Origin of the sequence: Phreatobacter aquaticus (assembly GCF_005160265.1) — a bacterium.
GTDB classification, from domain to species: domain Bacteria; phylum Pseudomonadota; class Alphaproteobacteria; order Rhizobiales; family Phreatobacteraceae; genus Phreatobacter; species Phreatobacter aquaticus.
In genome coordinates this window covers 662,574-680,725 of the sequence record NZ_CP039865.1, presented here as the reverse complement: position 1 = coordinate 680,725, position 18,152 = coordinate 662,574, and the positions used below count along the sequence as shown (strand labels likewise).

General features: G+C 65.7%; 17 protein-coding genes. 10 read left to right on the top strand and 7 right to left on the bottom strand.

Going from position 1 to position 18,152, the window contains the following annotated elements:
- Positions 1-31: 31 nt before the first annotated feature.
- The 3 genes from E8L99_RS03075 to E8L99_RS03065 all read right to left on the bottom strand — a co-directional run bounded on the left by E8L99_RS03075 (position 32) and on the right by E8L99_RS03065 (position 3,810).
- A complete protein-coding gene (locus E8L99_RS03075; protein ID WP_137098170.1) occupies positions 32-1,198 on the bottom strand; it encodes a M20 aminoacylase family protein in 1,167 nt (388 codons plus the stop codon).
- Positions 1,199-1,434: 236 nt separating this feature from the next.
- Complete coding sequence (locus tag E8L99_RS03070; protein ID WP_137098169.1) at positions 1,435-2,601, bottom strand: M20 aminoacylase family protein; 1,167 nt, start codon at positions 2,599-2,601, stop codon at positions 1,435-1,437.
- A gap of 45 nt (positions 2,602-2,646) precedes the next feature.
- Entirely contained in the window at positions 2,647-3,810 is a 1,164-nt protein-coding gene (locus tag E8L99_RS03065; protein WP_137098168.1) for a M20 aminoacylase family protein, read from the bottom strand.
- A gap of 124 nt (positions 3,811-3,934) precedes the next feature.
- Here E8L99_RS03065 and argE point away from each other — a divergent pair, with 124 nt between their 5' ends.
- The 10 genes from argE (at position 3,935) to E8L99_RS03015 (ending at position 13,545) form a co-directional block, all read left to right on the top strand.
- Positions 3,935-5,095, top strand: a complete 1,161-nt coding sequence (gene argE, locus E8L99_RS03060; RefSeq protein ID WP_252511243.1) for an acetylornithine deacetylase — start codon at positions 3,935-3,937, stop codon at positions 5,093-5,095.
- 141 nt (positions 5,096-5,236) lie between these two features.
- Positions 5,237-6,637, top strand: a complete 1,401-nt coding sequence (gene ahcY, locus E8L99_RS03055; RefSeq protein ID WP_137098166.1) for an adenosylhomocysteinase — start codon at positions 5,237-5,239, stop codon at positions 6,635-6,637.
- A 69-nt stretch (positions 6,638-6,706) separates the two neighbouring features.
- The gene (locus E8L99_RS03050; RefSeq protein ID WP_137098165.1) at positions 6,707-7,876 is read left to right on the top strand and encodes a benzoate/H(+) symporter BenE family transporter; all 1,170 of its coding nucleotides are present in this window, start codon (positions 6,707-6,709) and stop codon (positions 7,874-7,876) included.
- A 98-nt stretch (positions 7,877-7,974) separates the two neighbouring features.
- Positions 7,975-8,298 carry a thioredoxin gene (gene trxA, locus E8L99_RS03045; RefSeq protein ID WP_137098164.1) on the top strand — a complete coding sequence of 108 codons (324 nt, stop codon included), beginning with the start codon at positions 7,975-7,977 and terminating at the stop codon, positions 8,296-8,298.
- Positions 8,299-8,590: 292 nt separating this feature from the next.
- Positions 8,591-9,406 carry a ComF family protein gene (locus E8L99_RS03040; protein WP_137098163.1) on the top strand — a complete coding sequence of 272 codons (816 nt, stop codon included), beginning with the start codon at positions 8,591-8,593 and terminating at the stop codon, positions 9,404-9,406.
- A 31-nt stretch (positions 9,407-9,437) separates the two neighbouring features.
- Positions 9,438-9,695, top strand: coding sequence for a glutaredoxin 3 (gene grxC, locus E8L99_RS03035; protein ID WP_137098162.1), 258 nt, complete (start codon positions 9,438-9,440; stop codon positions 9,693-9,695).
- A 4-nt stretch (positions 9,696-9,699) separates the two neighbouring features.
- A complete protein-coding gene (locus E8L99_RS03030; RefSeq protein ID WP_252511242.1) occupies positions 9,700-10,536 on the top strand; it encodes a carbon-nitrogen hydrolase family protein in 837 nt (278 codons plus the stop codon).
- Positions 10,533-11,000, top strand: a complete 468-nt coding sequence (locus E8L99_RS03025) for a DUF1178 family protein (RefSeq protein ID WP_137098161.1) — start codon at positions 10,533-10,535, stop codon at positions 10,998-11,000. Before E8L99_RS03030 ends, E8L99_RS03025 begins: the two co-directional genes overlap by 4 nt.
- A 282-nt stretch (positions 11,001-11,282) precedes the next feature.
- Positions 11,283-12,200: a hypothetical protein gene (locus E8L99_RS03020; protein WP_137098160.1), complete on the top strand. Its 918-nt coding sequence runs from the start codon at positions 11,283-11,285 to the stop codon at positions 12,198-12,200.
- 337 nt (positions 12,201-12,537) lie between these two features.
- Complete coding sequence (locus tag E8L99_RS03015; protein WP_168201538.1) at positions 12,538-13,545, top strand: zinc-dependent alcohol dehydrogenase family protein; 1,008 nt, start codon at positions 12,538-12,540, stop codon at positions 13,543-13,545.
- A gap of 14 nt (positions 13,546-13,559) precedes the next feature.
- Here E8L99_RS03015 and E8L99_RS03010 read toward each other — a convergent pair whose 3' ends face one another.
- Genes E8L99_RS03010 through E8L99_RS02995 form a run of 4 tightly spaced genes read right to left on the bottom strand, consistent with a single transcriptional unit; the run spans position 13,560 to position 18,102 of the window.
- Positions 13,560-14,165 carry a hypothetical protein gene (locus tag E8L99_RS03010; RefSeq protein WP_137098158.1) on the bottom strand — a complete coding sequence of 202 codons (606 nt, stop codon included), beginning with the start codon at positions 14,163-14,165 and terminating at the stop codon, positions 13,560-13,562.
- 26 nt (positions 14,166-14,191) lie between these two features.
- Positions 14,192-16,060, bottom strand: a complete 1,869-nt coding sequence (locus E8L99_RS03005; RefSeq protein WP_252511241.1) for an AMP-dependent synthetase/ligase — start codon at positions 16,058-16,060, stop codon at positions 14,192-14,194.
- Positions 16,057-16,860 (bottom strand): ABC transporter ATP-binding protein, encoded by an 804-nt coding sequence (locus E8L99_RS03000; RefSeq protein WP_137098157.1) that lies wholly within the window; start codon positions 16,858-16,860, stop codon positions 16,057-16,059. The genes E8L99_RS03005 and E8L99_RS03000 overlap by 4 nt, the downstream gene beginning before the upstream one ends.
- Positions 16,861-16,920: 60 nt before the next feature.
- A complete protein-coding gene (locus E8L99_RS02995) occupies positions 16,921-18,102 on the bottom strand; it encodes an ABC transporter substrate-binding protein (protein WP_137098156.1) in 1,182 nt (393 codons plus the stop codon).
- Positions 18,103-18,152: the final 50 nt, after the last annotated feature.

Sequence of the window (18,152 nt, the reverse complement as noted above, 5' to 3'; positions counted from 1 at the left end):
AAGAACGATACCGACGCGACAGGGCCCGTGATTACGCCGCGAGGCGGGTCTCGACCAGCTTCGCCCAATAGCTCATGCCGATCGGGATGATCTCGTCGTTGAAGTCATAGGCCGGGTGATGGACGTTCGGGCCATCGCCCTGGCCGATGAAGATGAAGGCGCCGGGGCGCGCTTGCAGCATGAAGGAGAAATCCTCGCCGCCCATGACCGGCACGGTCTCGCGGTTGACGCCAGCCGCACCCACCACGGCCTCCGCGACATCCGCCGCATAGACCGTGTTCTCCGGATTGTTCCGGGTCACCGGATAGTCGCGATGATAGGTGAGCTTGGCCTTGGCGCCGAACAGCGCCGCCGTGCCCTCGACGATGGCATGCAGGCGGGCTTCCACCAGGTCACGCATCTCCGGGGTCAGCGTGCGGACCGTGCCCTGCAGGGTCGCGGTCTGCGGGATGACATTGTCGGTGAAGCCGGCATTGAAGGCGCAGATCGAGACCACCGCATTGCCGAGCGGATCGACATTGCGCGAGACGATCGACTGGCAGTTCACGATGATCTGCGAGGCGACCAGGATCGTGTCGACGGCGAGATGGGGCTTGGCCGCATGGCCGCCCTTGCCCTCGACCTCGATCAGGATGCGATCGGCGGCCGCCATGAGAGGGCCGGGACGCAGCGCGAAGGCGCCGACCGGCAGGCCCGGCGCGTTGTGCATGCCATAGACTTCCTGGATGCCGAAGCGGTCCATCATGCCGTCATTGACCATCTCGCGGCCGCCGCCGCCGCCCTCTTCGGCCGGCTGGAAGATGACCGCCACCGAACCGTCGAAATTGCGGGTCTCGGCGAGGTACTTGGCGGCGCCAAGCAGCATGGCGGTGTGACCGTCATGGCCGCAGGCGTGCATCTTGCCGGGCACCTTCGAGGCATAGGGCTTACCGGTGATCTCGGTCAGCGGCAGGGCATCCATGTCGGCGCGCAGCCCGATCACCTTGCCCGAACCTGACTTCGATCCCTTGATGATGCCGACGACACCGGTCTTGCCGATGCCGGTGACGATCTCGTCGCAGCCGAATTCCTTCAGCTTCTCGGCGACGAAGGCGGCGGTGCGGTGCACATCGAACATCAGTTCGGGATGTTCGTGGATGTCACGGCGCCAGCCTGTGACTTCCTCGTGGAGGGCGGAGATGCGGTTGACGATCGGCATGGGGATGCTCCCGGAGGGTCATGGTCTGGCAAAAGGCGGATCATCACCTTTCGCGGATGATTGTCACCCCCGGCGAGCGAAGCGAGGGAGGGGGTCCAGGAGTTGTTGGCTCGGACCTTGAGGCCCCTGGATCCCCTTCCCTCCCCCTCACGGGCTCGCCGGGGATGACGAACGAGTTGCTTGACCTGCCGCGCGGTCGGTTGAAACGAGACCACCCCGCGATCGGTCGGCTGACATTACGCCGCGAGGCGTGTCTCGACGAGCTTCGCCCAATAGCTCATGCCGATGGGCAGGATCTCGTCGTTGAAGTCGAAGGCGGGGTGATGGACGAAGGGCCCTTCGCCCTGGCCGATGAAGATGAAGGCGCCGGGGCGCGAGTCCAGCATGTAGGAAAAGTCCTCGCTGCCCATGATCGGCGTGATGTCGCGGTTGATGCCGGCATCGCCGACGATCGCGGCCGCGGCATCGGCCGCAAAGGTCGTGTTGGCATCGTGGTTGCGGGTCACCGGATAGCCGCGGACATATTCGATGTCGGCGCGGGCGCCGAACAGGGCCGCCGTGCCCGCGACCACCGCCTTGATGCGCGTCTCGACGAGATCGCGGATCTCGGGCTTCAGCGTGCGGATCGTGGCCAGGATCTCGGCGGTCTGCGGGATCACGTTGTTGGTGAAGCCGGCATTGAAGGCGCCGATGGTGATGACCGCGTTTTCCAGCGGGTCCACATTGCGGGCGACGATCGACTGCAGCGCCACGACAATGTGGGAGGCAACCAGGATCGTGTCGACGGCGAGATGGGGCTTGGCGGCGTGGCCGCCCTTGCCCTCGACCACGACGCGCATGCGGTCGGACGAGGCCATCATCGGGCCCGGGCGCAGGGCAAAGGACCCCACCGGCATGCCGGCGGCGGTGTGCATGCCATAGACCTCCTGGATGCCGAAGCGCTCCATCATGCCGTCATTGACCATCTCGCGGCCGCCGCCGCCGCCCTCTTCGGCCGGCTGGAAGATGACGGCCACCGAGCCGTCGAAATTCCGGGTCTCGGCGAGATATTTCGCCGCGCCGAGCAGCATGGCGGTGTGGCCGTCATGGCCGCAGGCGTGCATCTTGCCGGGAACCTTGGAGGCATAGGGCTTGCCGGTTGCCTCATGCAGCGGCAGGGCATCCATGTCGGCGCGCAGGCCGATCACCTTGCCCGAGCCGGTATTGCGGCCCTTGATGATGCCGACCACGCCTGTGCGGCCGATGCCGGTGACGATTTCGTCGCAACCGAACTCCTTCAGCTTGGTCGCGACAAGCGCCGCAGTGCGATGCACGTCGAACATCAGTTCGGGATTTTCATGGATGTCGCGGCGCCAGGCAGTGACTTCGTCCTGCAGCGCGGCGATCCGGTTGACGATGGGCATGGGAAGCTCCGGCAATGGGTTGGTTCTGGCCTGGCCGTCGGCGTGTCAGGCGGGCATCCTGGTTTCGACGAGCCTTGCCCAGTAGCTCATGCCGATGGGCAGAATCTCGTCGTTGAAGTCATAGGCCGGGTGATGCAGGCCATAGTCGCCGCCCTGGCCGATGCCGACCATGCAGCCGGGGCGCGTCTCGAGCATGAAAGCAAAATCCTCGCCACCCATGCCGGGCGGACTGATCCGGTCGACCTGGATGTCGCCAACGACGGAGGCGGCGGCCAGGGCGGCGTGATCGGCTTCGGCGGCGTGGTTGACCACCATCGGGCAGGCCCGCTGATAGGTGAGGGTGGCCGTGGCGCCGAAGGTTTTCGCGGTCATCTCCACGACAGAGCGGAGACGGTCTTCGATCTGATCCTGCACGTCCTTGGACAGGGTACGGACGGTGCCGCGCAATTCGGCCGTCTGCGGGATGACATTGTTGGTGAAACCGGCGTTCAGACTGCAGAGCGAGATCACGGCGCTCTCGAGCGGATCGACATTGCGGGCGACGATCGACTGCACGGCGACGACAATCTGCGCCGCGACGAGGATGGTGTCGACGGCCAGATGGGGCTTGGCGGCATGACCGCCCTTGCCCTCGACGACAATATGGATCCAGTCGACCGCCGCGCTCGATGCACCCTGGCGCACCGAGAACGTGCCGACGGGAGCCGCACTGTTGTGCATCCCGTAGACCTCCTGGATGCCGAAGCGCTCCATCAGGCGGTCTGCGATCATGGCGCGGGCGCCGTGGCCGCCTTCCTCGTCGGGCTGGAAGATGAGGGCGACCGTGCCGTCGAAATTGCGCGTCTCGGCGAGATATTTGGCGGCGCCGAGCAACATGGTGGTGTGGCCGTCATGGCCGCAGGCGTGCATCTTGCCGGGGGTGGTGGACGCATGGTCCTTGCCGCTGATCTCATGGATCGGCAGGGCGTCCATGTCGGCGCGCAGTCCGATCACCTTGCCCGAGCCCTGGCCGCGCCCGCGGATGATGCCGACGACGCCAGTCCTGCCAAGGCCGGTCACGACCTCGTCGCAGCCGAATGCGCGCAGCTTGTCGGCGACAATGCCGCAGGTCCGCGGCAGGTCGAAGTTCAGCTCGGGATGCTGATGAAAGTCCCGCCGCCATAGGGTGGCTTCATCATGCAGTGCGGCGATCCGGTTGACGATCGGCATTGACGGTTTCCAAGGACGCGCCGCCAAGAGAACCGGACGAACCCGCCGGGGTCAATCGACCAGCCATGCGAATAGGTGCTCTTGACGTGCATGGCTCCGGTGCGGCTCCTTGGGCGCCATGCAGATGACCAGCCTTGAACTTCTCGAACGCCTCGTCGCCTTCCCGACCGTGTCGGACGCGACCAATGTCGATCTCGTCGCCTTCGTCTCCGACTATCTGAAGAGCCACGGCGTGCCCTTCGAGGTGGTGCCGCAGGCGGACGGGCGGAATTTCAACATCTTCGCCACCGTCGGGCCGAATGTGCCGGGTGGCGTGATGCTGTCGGGCCATGTCGACGTGGTGCCGGTGGCGGGCCAGCCCTGGACCACCGATCCATTCAAGCTGATCAACAAGGGCGACGGCCGCGTCTATGGCCGTGGCTCCTGCGACATGAAGGGCTTCGACGCCTGCGTGCTGGCAGCCATCCCCGCCATGCTCAAGGCCGGCCTCAAGCGGCCGGTCCACATCTGCCTGTCGGCGGATGAGGAGATCCGCATGGACGGTGCCCGCGCCATCATCGAGAAATTCGACAAGGGCTGGACCAAGCCCTCCATGTGCATCGTCGGCGAGCCGAGCCGGATGAAGGTGGTCACCGGTCACAAGGGCTATTGGCGGATCGACACCCATGTGCGCGGCCACGAGGTCCATTCCTCCAACCGCTATGTCGGCGTCTCCGCCGTGTTCGTGGCGGCCAAGCTGATCTCCTGGATCGAGCAGCGCGACCTGAAGAACAAGGCCGATGCCGAGGCCTATGGCGGCGTGCCCCATTTCGATCCCGGCTGGACCATGCTGCATGTCGGCCAGATGCATGGCGGCACGGCGCACAACATCACCGCGCTCGACGCCCATTTCGTCACCGGCATCCGCACCGTTCCCGGCGACGATGGCGGCAAATATGTGCGCGAATACGAGCATTACATCCGCACCGAGATCGAGCCGGCCATGAAGGCGGTGCATCCCGATGCGGGAGTGACCATCCAATATCGCGTCGGTGGTCCCGCGCTCGGCCAGGAGCCGGATGGCGAGGCCGAACGGGTCGCCCGCCGGCTGACCGGCGACAATGCCATCCATGTCGTCGCCTATGGCGCGGAGGCGGGCCTCTTCCAGGAAGCCGGCATCTCCACGATCATCTGTGGGCCTGGTGATATCGCGCAGGCGCATCAGCCCGACGAGTGGATCGAGCTTTCCGAGCTCGACAAGTGCGACGCGTTCCTGGCGGGCCTGATCAAGGAGTGCGCTGCCTGAGCCACCGACGGCCGCTCGGTTAAGCACATAAAGAAATCTTTATGTCTTTATTGCCTCGGCGGCGAGGGCATGGTAGAGCCGCGCCCAGAGCTTGGGTCCCTATGTCGGTGATCCCGCTTCCCGCGTCCGCCAGAGGATCCCATGGCCAACGATTATATCGTCAAAGACATCTCGCTCGCTGCTTTCGGCCGCAAGGAAATCGACCTCGCCGAAACCGAAATGCCGGGCCTGATGGCGACGCGCGCCGAATTCGGCGCCTCGCAGCCGCTGAAGGGCGCCCGCATCGCCGGCTCGCTGCACATGACCATCCAGACCGCGGTGCTGATCGAGACCCTCAAGGCTCTTGGCGCCGACATCCGCTGGGTGTCCTGCAACATCTACTCGACCCAGGACCATGCCGCCGCCGCGATCGCCGCCGCCGGCATCCCGGTCTTCGCCTACAAGGGCGAGACGCTGACCGAGTACTGGGACTACACCGCCAAGCTGTTCGACTGGCATGGCGGCGGCACGCCGAACATGATCCTGGATGACGGCGGCGATGCCACCATGTTCGTCCATCTCGGCCTGCGCGCCGAGAACGGCGACACCGCCTTCCTCGACAAGCCGGAATCGGAAGAGGAAGAGATCTTCTTCGCCCTTCTGAAGAAGAAGCTCGCCGAGAAGCCGAAGGGCTGGTTCGCCGAGCTCGCCAAGAACATCAAGGGCGTCTCGGAAGAGACCACGACGGGCGTCAACCGCCTGTACCAGCTGGCTGCGGCCGGCAAGCTGCTGTTCCCGGCGATCAACGTCAACGACTCGGTCACCAAGTCGAAGTTCGACAACCTCTATGGCTGCCGTGAATCGCTGGTCGACGCGATCCGTCGCGGTACCGACGTCATGATGTCGGGCAAGGTCGCCTTCGTCGCCGGCTTCGGCGATGTCGGCAAGGGTTCGGCCGCCTCGCTCCGCCAGGCCGGCTGCCGCGTGCTCGTCTCCGAAGTCGACCCGATCTGCGCCCTGCAGGCGGCGATGGAAGGCTACGAGGTCGTCACCATCGAGGACGCCCTGCCGCGCGCCGACATCTATGTCACCGCCACCGGCAACAAGGACATTGTCACGGTCGACCACATGCGTGGCATGAAGGACCGGGCGATCGTCTGCAACATCGGCCACTTCGACAACGAGATTCAGGTCGCGGGTCTCAAGAACTTCAAGTGGAACAACATCAAGCCGCAGGTCGACGAGATCGAGCTGTCGTCGGGCAAGCGCATCATCCTCCTGTCGGAAGGCCGCCTGGTGAACCTCGGCAACGCCATGGGCCACCCGTCCTTCGTCATGTCGGCCTCGTTCACCAACCAGACGATCGCCCAGATCGAGCTGTGGACGAACCCCGGCAAGTACGAGAACAAGGTCTACACGCTGCCCAAGCACCTCGACGAGAAGGTGGCCATGCTGCATCTCGAGAAGATCGGCGTGAAGCTGACCAAGCTGCGCCCCGACCAGGCCGCCTATATCGGCGTACCAGAGAAGGGCCCGTTCAAGTCGGACCACTACCGCTATTGATCGCAGCCTGAACCTCTGCGACACGATGGGCCCGGCGCAAAGCCGGGCCCTTTTCGTTTCCGGTCGCCCATGCCGCCTTTCTCGCTTTCCACCGTCACCGCCGGGATCATCGCCCCGCTGGTCGGCTTTGCCGGCACCGTCGCGCTGGTGATCGCGGCTGCCCAGGCAGTCGGCGCGACGCCTGGACAGACGATCTCCTGGCTTGCCGCCATCTCGCTCGCCAAGGCGATCGGCGGCATGGCGCTGACCTGGCGGTACAAGATCCCGATCATCATGGCCTGGTCGACGCCCGGCGCAGCCCTGATCGCGGCGACCGGCGGCACGATCGCCTTTCCCGCGGCCGAAGGCGCCTTCGTTCTTGCGGCGATCCTCATCATCCTGACCGGCCTCGTCCGGCCGATCGGCGATCTTGTCGCGCGCATTCCGGCCGGCATCGCCTCCGCCATGCTGGCGGGCGTGCTGTTCCGTTTCGTCGCCGATGTCGCTGTCATGGCGCCGACCACGCCGCTGCTGGTCCTGCCGCTGGTGGCGATCTTCCTGGTGGCGCGGCTCATCCATGGCGCCAGCGCCATGCTGGTTGTGGTGGCGGCCGGTGTCGCACTGACCTACGGCCTCGGTCTTGCCGGGCCGCTTCCGACCGATCTCGGCCTGGCCAGGCTCGAATGGACCACGCCGACCTTCGATGCCGCGACCCTCATCGGGCTCGGCCTGCCGCTTTATCTCGTCACCATGGCGGCGCAGAACCTGCCGGGGCTCGCCGTGCTCAGGGCCAATGGCTACAAGCCGGAGGTCGGGCCGATCCTGACGACCACCGGCATCGTGTCGCTCATCTCCGCGCCGTTCGGCGCCCATACCAGCAATCTCGCGGCGATCACGGCGGCGATCTGCGCAGGGCCTGACGCCCATCCCGATCCCGCTAGGCGCTGGCCATCGGGTATCGTCTATGGCCTGGCCTTCATTCTGCTGGCGGCCTTTGCCGGACCTTTCGTCGCCCTCTTCGCCGCTATGCCCAAGGCGCTGATCGCGACCATCGCGGGACTGGCGCTCACCGGTGCGCTGATGGGCGCGCTGACCATCGCCATGGCCGAGGAGCGGGCGCGGTTTCCCGCCATTCTGACCTTCGCAACCGCCGCTTCCGGCGTTTCCGCCTTCGGTGTCGGGGCGGCCTTCTGGGGGCTCGCCATCGGGCTCGTTGCGCTTGGAATCGAGCGCCTTCACGCGATCACCAAGGCGCTATGAGCGTCACGAGACAGTGAGTTCACGGGGCCCGCTCCTTGACGGAGGGGGGAGGGGGTACCTACGTTCAGCCTCCAACGAGCCGATTCTAGGAGGGCCCCATGAGCGCCGTCGCAGCCACCACCGATGCAACATTCGATGCCGATGTCATCAAGTCGACCGAGCCGGTCGTGGTGGACTTCTGGGCGCCCTGGTGCGGCCCCTGCCGCATGATCGCACCCGCCCTTGACGCCATCTCGGCCGAACTCGGCGACAAGGTGAAGATCGTCAAGGTCAATGTCGACGAGAACCCGAAGATCGCGTCGAACTACGGCATCATGTCGATCCCGACGCTGATGATCTTCAAGGGCGGCGAGATGGTCGACCGCAAGACGGGCGCTGCTCCGCAGGCCGCCCTGAAGCAGTGGATCTCCGCCTACGCCTGATCCGGCATCAGCCGCATCGACGTCAGAGCCGCCGGTTTCCGGCGGCTTTTTCGTTGGGTGACGGAGATTGCGACGCGGAGGCAGGCCACCAGTCCGCCGTCAGCCTCTCACCATTCCTCATCCTGAGGTGCGAGGCGCAGCCGAGCCTCGAAGGACGCGTCCACCCGGCGCAAGGCAAGAGATCCTTCGAGGCTCGCCTCTGGCGAGCACCTCAGGATGAGGACCGGATGGAGCGCGCCGTCTCCTCAAGTGGCCGCCGCACCCGCAACCTACCGAATTCAATCACCCTCCGATGTCCGCTAGCCTTGCCCTCATGGAGATCGAGGGCGAGGACTGGGCCGCTCCGAGGCCGACATGGCGCCAGCGGATGGGCAGCGCGCGCACCCGCACGCTTGACTGGCTGCTGCCGCCCCTCTGCCTTGCCTGCCGCGTGCAGGTCGGCTCCCACGGCGCGCTCTGCCCCTCCTGCTGGGCGACGATCGATTTCATCGAGGCCCCCGTCTGCGACCGACTCGGCACGCCGCTGCCCTTTGATCTTGGTCCCGGAGCCCTTTCGCCTGCCGCCATTGCCAGTCCGCCGGGCTTCGACCGAGCCCGCGCTGCCTTCCGCTTCGACGAAGCCGGCCGCGCCCTGATCCACGGGTTGAAATATGGCGACCGCCTGGAGATAGCCCCGGCTCTGGCCGCCTGGATGGCGCGCGCCGGCCGCGAGGTGCTGGAAGGGGCAGATGCGCTGATCCCGGTGCCGCTGCACTGGACGCGGCTGTTCCGCCGCCGCTTCAACCAGGCCGCCGAGCTGACGCGGCATCTCTCTGCCATCACCGGCATTGCCAACGAGCCGATGGTGCTGAAGCGGGCCCGCCGCACCGCCCACCAGGTGGGTCTCACCCGGGCACAGCGGCTGGACAATGTGTCGGGCGCCTTCCGGATCGCAGAGGAGCGCAAGGCCTTGGTGCGTGGGCTCCATCTGGTTCTTGTCGACGACGTGCTCACCACCGGCGCGACCATCGAGGCCTGCGCCCGCGTGCTCCGCAGGGCAGGGGCCGCACGGATCGATGTGCTCACCGCCGCGAGGGTTGTGGACGGCCCCTTCGCGGTCCATATCTGATGACCTGAAACGGCGCCAAAGAGACCCCGCCATGCCCGAGATCGTGATCTACACCAAGGACTATTGCCCCTATTGCCACGCCGCCAAGGCGCTGCTGACCAAGAAGGGCGCGGCCTTCACCGAAGTGGATATCCAGAAGCATCCCGAGCGCCGGGCCGAAATGATCGAGAAGGCCGGCGGTCGCACCTCCGTGCCGCAGATCTTCATCGGCACCACCCATGTCGGCGGTTCCGACGACATCCATGCGCTGGACGATGCCGGCGGCCTCGACAAGCTGCTGGCGGCCTGAAGCCATGGGCGGGACATTCACGGCGGCCTGCGTGCAGATGCGGGCGGACATCGATCCGGCTCGCAGCCTGGAACAGGCGGTGACGCTGATCGCGGGCGCGGCCGGTGACGGCGCGACCTATGTCCAGACGCCGGAAATGACCAATATCCTGCAGCCGGATCGCCCGAAATTCTACGAGGCGATCCGCGCGCAGGAGGACGACCTGTCGCTGCCAGTGTTCCAGGCCGAGGCCAAGCGCCTGGGCATCTGGCTGCATATCGGCTCGCTGGCGATCAAGACCGGCGAAACGCAGGCCGCCAACCGCGCCTTCCTGATCTCGCCGGAGGGCGCGGTCACCGCGACCTATGACAAGATCCACATGTTCGACGTCAATCTCGCGAACGGGCAGACCTACCGAGAATCCGCCGCCTACAAGCCCGGCGACCGTGCCGTGCTGGCGGATCTGCCGTGGGCCAAGCTCGGCGTCACTATCTGCTACGACCTGCGCTTTCCCCATCTCTATCGGGCGCTGGCCGAGGCCGGCGCGGGCGTGCTGGCCATTCCCTCGTCCTTCACGGTTCCGACCGGCAAGGCGCACTGGCACCTGCTGATGCGGGCGCGCGCGGTGGAGAACGGCTGCTTCGTGATCGCGGCGGCCCAGGGCGGCCACCATGTCTGCGGGCGCGATACCTATGGCCACAGCCTGATCGTCGATCCCTGGGGCACGGTGATCGCGGAGGCCGACCATGACGAGCCGGCCGTGGTGCTGGCCGAGATCGACATGGCCAAAGTCGCCGAGATCCGCGGGCGCATCCCCTCGCTCGCCAATGGGAGGGCCTTCACGCTGGGAGGGCCGCCATGATCAAATATGCGCTCGCCTGCGACAAGGCCCACGAGTTCGAGAGCTGGTTTCCCTCCTCCGACAGTTTCGATGCGCAGCAGACACGCGGGCTCGTCGCCTGCCCGGTCTGCGGATCGACCAAGGTGGCTAAGGTGATCATGGCGCCGCAGGTGGCGCGCCGCGACCGCCGGCCTGAGCCGATCTCCAATGCGCCGGTTCCGGCGCCGCAGGCGCCCCAGCCGGTCGCCATCGTCTCGGAAGCCGAGCAGGAACTGCGTGCCAAGATTCGCGAATTCCGCGACCAGCTGCTGGCGAAGTCGGAATCGGTCGGCGATCGCTTCGCCGAGGAAGCCCGCAAGATCCATTATGGCGAGACCGAGCACCGGACCATCCATGGTCAGGCGACGCCCGAGGAAGCCCGCGAGCTGATCGAGGAAGGCGTCGAGTTCCACCCGATCCCGGTCCTGCCGGACGAGCGGAACTGATCGTCGGGCGTCCTGACCTTCAGCTGTGCTTGGTTCCTCACCCTCGCCCTCTCCCCGCAGGCGGGGAGAGGGAATTCCAGCGCGCTTCATCCGGCCTTGCCTGCTTCAATCCGCAGCATGATCGTCGGCGAAACAGGTGGTTGCGTTCCCTCTCCCCGTTCACGGGGAGAGGGTAGGGTGAGGGGTCCTATCGATCAGCGCACTCACTGCCCGCGACACACCTCCGGGCTTCCCTCGGCGGCCTGCCGCTGCTAGGCGAGGACACCTGCCGGAGCCCGCCCGATGAAGCGCCTTGCCATCCTCGCCTGCCTGTTCAGCCTGCCGGCGCTTGCCGAGCCCTCAACCGTCCGCATGATCAACGAGAGCCATCCGACGCTCTGCGCGGAAGAGGACAATGTGGACGTGCGCTTCCTGTCGGATACGGTGCGGCAGTTCCGCGTCGAGGCGTTCCATCCCAACGTGATCGGCACCATCGTGCGGGACCGCACGGCGCCCGACTTCACCAATTGCACGATCACCGACAAGGCGGATTTCCGCTTCACGCCGCGCCGGGTGGTGCTGCACGACGACGCCCGTCTCAGGGTGGTCGGCATCACCTTCGACAAGTTCTGGCGGCCGGAGCGCGTGCCGGTCACCGTCGGCACGCGCCGGGAGGAAGGTTTCCACCTGTTCCAGCTGTTCTGGAAGGAGCGGGGCAAGCCCCCTTACGAGTTCCTCGTCATGTATCCGGTCGATGGCTATTGGCGCATCAAACCGCGCCCGCCGGCCCATCTCCGCGACATCGTCTATGGCTCGTCGTTCCTCGTCGGCCCGGTGGAGATGATGCAGCGCCCGGTGGTCAATCTCTCGGCCATCGTGTTCGATCCTGCCACCATGACCTTCGACCTCACCTTCAAGGCGGGCGGCAGCGCGAAGGTGAAGGTGGAAGCGGTCGATCAGGAGCGGGTGGCGGTGGATGTGACGCTGGAGCGGCCGGTGACCGGTGGCCCGTTCGCCGCCATGCGCTCGATGTATGTCACGGAAGCCAATGCCGACAGCGCGCAGATCGAATGGCGCAAGGCCGGCGAAAACCGCTGGATGCAGAGCCCGATCATGAGTTTTCGCGGCGCCGAGGGCATCGAGGCGCGGATCGGCCGCAACGTGCCGAGCCGGCACAACACCTCCTCGCCGGATCACCTGTTCTCGCGGTTTCAGGACTGAGGGGGCAGGGGGCGTCTGCGCCCCGTCCTACTGACGCTCTGACGTCATCCCCGGCGAGCCGTGCAACGGCGAGGGAAGGGGATCCAGGGGCCCCAAAGGTCGCACCCAGGGATCCTGGACCCCCTTCCCTCGGCCTATAGCATCGAGCGAACGCGAGATGCGTTCGCCTCTCGCTACCGGCCTCGCCGGGGGTGACGTTGTGACGGGCGATGACGTCTCGCCCAAACGGCGTTCCTCGGCCCCGCTTGCCTTGGCTCCGCCAGGATGCTTCGTTCTTCGTGCAACAGCACGACAGGGCGGCCGGGATTCCAGAGCCGCCGGACACAGGGAGCGCGTCATGAAGGCCATCGTCATCAACGGGTTCGGCGATCCCGCCAGCACGATCGAGCTCCAGGACCTGCCCGAACCGGCAGCCCCCGGCCCCGGCGAGGTGACGGTCGAGATGCTGGTGCTCAACATCAATCCGTCGGACCTCCTGCAGATCCAGGGGCTCTATGGCGTGTCGAAGCCGCCACTGCCGTTCATTCCGGGCGGCGAGGCGGTCGGCCGGATCAGCGCGCTCGGCGAAGGCGTCAAGGGTCTGGCCATCGGCGACATCGTCTCGCCGATGATCCTCAATTGCTGGCTGGAGCGGGTGACCATCAAGGCCTCGCTCGCCATGAAGCTGCCCGCTGGCATCGACCTTCTCCAGGCCTCCATGCTGAAGGGCAATCCGGCCACCGCCGAAGCGCTGCTCTCCGACCAGGTGACGCTGCAGCCGGGCGACTGGCTGATGCAGAACGCCGCCAATTCCGCCGTTGGCACCTTCCTGGTGAAGCTGGCGAGACAGCGCGGCATCAACACGCTGAACGTGGTCCGACGCGAGAGCGCTGTGGCCAGCGTCAAGGCGTCCGGTGGCACGGCGGTGGTGGCGGATGCGCTGGATGACCCGCGCGCCTTCCGCAAGGCCGTCAAGGATCTGACCGGCGGGGCGCCGGTGAAGCTTGCCATCGACGCGATTGGCGGCGGCGCCACGGGCGTGATGGCCAATGCGCTGGCCGATGGTGGCGCGATCGTCAACTACGGGCTGCTGTCCGGTGAGCAGTGCCGGATCGATGCGCAGCACCTCATTTTCCGGAAGGTGACGCTGAAGGGCTTCTGGCTGATCCACTGGTTCCAGGAGGCCGGACGCGAGAAGCTGGCTGCGACCTATGCCCGGATGGCGGCGGGCATGGTTGATGGCACGCTGACGACGCCGGTCGCCGAGGTCATCCCGATGGAGGAGGCCAAGCGCGCCATGGCGGCCGCCGGCGAGGGTGGCCGGGCCGGCAAGGTGCTGATGGTGACCAAGGCCTATGGGGGGTAGATGAGGTTTGGCGTCTAGCCACTATCGGATTGGGTCGCCTTGGACGCCAACCATTGACCCGTTTCGAGGCCTAACGCCGAAGCCTTTGCATATGACCACCCTCTAGAAAAATGCGGCACCAGCCGAGTTTCGGCGGAGATGCTCATGCGTTCGATTTCTGCAGCCGCGCTAGCACCATGAACAATGAGCAGTTCGGGCCGAATTGTTTCAACTAGCCAGCGGAAAAGCGCCACGTCTCTATGAACCTGCTCCAACGAGGCTTCGTTTGGCGATGGAAATGTGAAGACGTTGGTTTCTAGACAGCTATGGCGACCCAGTCCTGTAACGATTTGTTCGATAATCCGCCGTGACGGGCTAACGGCCGGTCGGGATTTCTTTCCCGGCTTGAGCGGTCGCGTAGCTCGGTCTCTTTTGTATTCGGCAAACCAGCGAGACTTGTCGAACCCGTATCCTGGCACCCAGAAGTCCCAGAAATCAGCACTCATCTCACTGGCTGGATTGAACCCTACCAGGAAAACACGAGCATCTAACGGCGAGCCATCACACACGAACGGCCTTAATTGGGTCGGACGCCCGATCTGGTTGACCAGTTCGCGCTCGAACGCGTCGAGTGACGACATGGATCGGCCTCGCGTGTTCGCTGTCCTCACCGATACAGCCGCCCGATCGCCTCGGCATATTTCGCCTCGATGGCCTGGCGGCGGACCTTCATCGTCGCGGTCACCTCGCCATCGTCGTGGTCGAGTTCCTTGTCCATGATCTCGAAGCGCCGGATATTGGCGACCTGCGCCAGGGTCTCGTTGGCGCGGTCGACATCGGCGGCGATCAGTTCCCGCACGCCCGGATGCTGCGACAGGTTCTTGTAATTGGTGAAGGCGATGCCCTTCATTTCGGCCCATTTGCCGACTGTGTCGATCTCGATCTGGATCAGGGCCGCGACATATTTCCGGCGGTCGCCGAAAACGATGCATTCCTTGATATAGGGGCTGGTCTTCACCGCATGCTCGATCTCGGTCGGCGACAGGTTCTTGCCGCCGGCGGTGATCATGATGTCCTTCTTGCGGTCGATGATCTTGATATGGCCATCCTGCATCTGGCCGACATCGCCGGTATGCAGCCAGCCATCGACGACGGTCGCGCGCGTGGCGTCCTCGTTCTTGTAATAGCCCTCGAAGATGGTCTGGCCGCGGGCGATGATCTCGCCGTCCTCGGCGAGCTTCACCTCGGTGCCCTTCATCGGTTTGCCGACCGTGCCGACGATCACGTCGTCAGGCGTCTGGCCGAGAATGCCGCCGGACGTCTCGGTCATGCCGTAGATCTCGACCAGCGGCACGCCAAGCGTGCGGAAGAAGCGGATCACTTCCGGTGAGATCGGGGCGGCGCCGGTGAAGGCGACGCGGCAATGGGTGAGCCCGATGGCGTTCTTGAGCGCGCGGAACACCGCGAGGTAGCTGGCCCAGTAGGTCAGGCGCTCGGTCAATGTCCATTGCGAGGGTGCCTTGGCGGCGAAGGGCTCGCAGGCCGCGAAGGCGGTCTTGTAGAGCCATTGCTGCAGCGGTCGGGCCTCCATCATCTTCACGCGGATGCCGGAATGCATCTTCTCCCAGATGCGGGGAACGCCGAGGAAGCTCTTCGGCGCGACCTCGCGCAGGTCCTCCTGCACGGTGCGCAGGCTCTCGCCGAAATTGACCTGGGCTCCCGAATAGAGCGGTCCGAAGATCGTGGTCGCCTGTTCGGCGACGTGGCAGAGCGGCAGGTAGGACAGGGTCGACCAGCCCTCGCCGATGCCATAGCGGTCGAGCAGGCCCGTCGCACCCGCGCGGATGTTGCGATAGGACAGCATCGCGCCCTTGGGCTTGCCGGTGGAACCCGATGTGTAGATGAGCAGCGCGATGTCGGAGAGCTGATGGTCGCGCATCAGCTCGTCGGCGATGCCGGGGTTCTTCTCGTCCTCGGCGCGGCCAAGGGCCTCCAGTTCGTCGAAGGTCATGACCAGGCCGGGCTCGTAGCCGGCGAGGCCACGGTCTTCCAGCGCGATGATCTTCAGGATCTTCGGCAGCTCGGCGCGTGCCTCCACCACCTTGTCGATCTGCTCCTGGTCCTCGCAGACGACGATGGCGACATCGGCATGGTCGAGCACATAGGCGACCTCGTTCGCCGGGCTGGTCGGATAGACGCCAACCGTCACGCCGCCGACAATGCCCGCGCCGATCTGGGAGAGAACCCATTCGATGCGGTTCTCGGAGAGGATGCCGAGATGGCCCTTCCGGCCAAGGCCCAGCGCCCGGAAGCCAAGGCCCACATGGCGGGCACGGCGCCAGTATTCGGCATAGGTCGTGGGCTGCCAGATGCCGAAGCGCTTCTGGCGAATGGCAACGTCGTCGGGCCGCGTGCGCGCGTGCTCGCGCAGCATCTCGACCACACTCTTCATCGGCAGGGCCGAGGGATCGGCGGCGGCCGAAGCGGCGCCTGCGGCCTCGCGGGCCTGGGCGAGGGGAATGACGGTCGCGGTCATGACAGCCACCTCTTGCGGCGCTTGTAGTGCTTGATGTCGCGATAGCTCTTGTGGGCGAGGCCGAGATAGAATTCCTGCACGTCGCGGTCGCCGAGAAGCTTCTCGGTCGGGCCGTCGATGACGATGCGGCCGGTTTCCATGATGTAGCCATAGTGCGCGATGGAGAGCGCGACGGAGGCGTTCTGCTCGACCAGCAGCATGGAGACGCCTTCCTCGGCATTGATGCGCGCGATGATGGCGAAGATCTCCTCCACCAGCAGGGGCGCGAGGCCAAGGGACGGCTCGTCCAGCAGGATCACGCGGGGCTTGGCCACTAGGGCACGGCCGATGGCGAGCATCTGCTGCTCGCCGCCGGAGAGATAGCCGGCCAGGCCCTTGCGGCGCTCGGCAAGCCTTGGGAAATAGCGATAGACGCGGTCGAAGTCGGGCTTCTGGTCGGCACGCCCGGTCAGCGCATAGGTCGCCGCGACGAGGTTTTCCTCCACTGTCAGGTCGGCGAAGATGCGCCGTCCCTCCATGACGTGGAACAGGCCGGAGCGCACGAGACGGTGCGGCGAACCCTGCTCGACGGGCTGTCCGTCGAACAGGATGCGGCCATCGGTGACCAGGCCGTTCTCCATCGGCAGGAGCGCCGAGACGGCCTTCAGCACGGTCGACTTGCCCGCGCCATTGGAGCCCAGCAGGGCGACGATCTTGCCCTTTGGGACAGCCAGCGACAGTCCACGCAAGGCCTGGATGGCCTTGTTGTAGACGACCTCGATATTGTTCACCTCGAGGATCGAACCGGTCTCAGCCGTCATGCCGCAGGCCTCATGCGCGAGAAGGTGGGACGGCTGCCACGCAGCCGCCCCTGGTCTGGATCAGCCGGCGGCCGAGATGGTCATCCAGTCGGAGGCCGCGACAAGGCGCTTCTCGGCGGCCTTGAACTCCCAGATGCGGCCGACGGGAATGGCGTTCTTGACGATCGAGGTCGGCACGCCGATGACGCCGCCGGTGTCGAAGTTCTGGATCGAACGGGCGGCCTTCATCAGGTTCGCGGCGTTCAGCTCCTGGTTGGCGGCGAGCGTCCGCTTCAGGGTTTCGAGCGCGATGCCGGCATTGGTCCAGCCCTGGAAATAGGCGTTGGTGCGCACCTTCTCCTTGTTGATCTCGCGGATCTGCGCCATGTGCGCGCCCTGCGCATTGGCCTCGAAATTGTAGCAGGAGACGCCGAGATAGCCGTCTGCGGCCGCGCCCGCGCGGTTCATCAGCACGGTGTCGGTGGAATAGAACGTGCCCATGAACTTGGAGGTCATGCCGGCCTGGCGTGCCTGGGCCATGAATTCCGGGATCGGCTGCAGGACATAGCCGTGGAAGATCACGTAGTCGGGGTTGCGACGGCGGATCTTCAGCACGTCGCCGGAGACGTCCACCGAGCCCGGCGCGGTCAGGATCTTTTCCACGATGTTGAGGCCGAGGCGCTTGGCCTCCGCTTCCGAGGCGGCGATCGGATCACGGCCGAACTCGGTGTCGGAATTGACCAGCACGACGGAGGCGCCGCGCTTCTGCTGGGCGATGTAGCGCAGCAGCACCTTGGCCTGGTCGGAATAGTTCGGGCCCGGGATCCACTGGTTGGGGAAGGTGGTTGCGTCGTCGATCTCGGTGGCAAAGGAAGCGCCTGCCATCACGGTGGTGCTGCGGCGGTTCAGCTCCGGATTGATCGCCTTCTGGAAGCCGGTGGAATCACCGAAGAAGATCGGGATCTGGTGCTGGCTGGTCAGCTTGGTGAAGATCGCCACCGCATTGTCGACCCGGTAGCCGGAATCCTCGGCGATGTAGCGGATCTTGCGGCCGGCGACGCCGCCCTGGCGGTTGACCCAGTCGAAATGGTCGCGGGCGCCCTCGAAGCCTTCCACGCCGGCAAAGGCGAAGACGCCGGTGAGCGGGCTGGCCGCGCCGATGACGATGTCGGGGGCCTGGGCGAAGGCGCGGCCGGTGCTGGTTGAGACGAGCGCGGCGCCGAGGCCGAGCTTGCCGAATGTGCGTCGATCGAGCTTTGTCATGGTGTGTCTCCTCGGGTCAGGGGTCCCGCCTTGGCTGGCGGTTGTGCTGT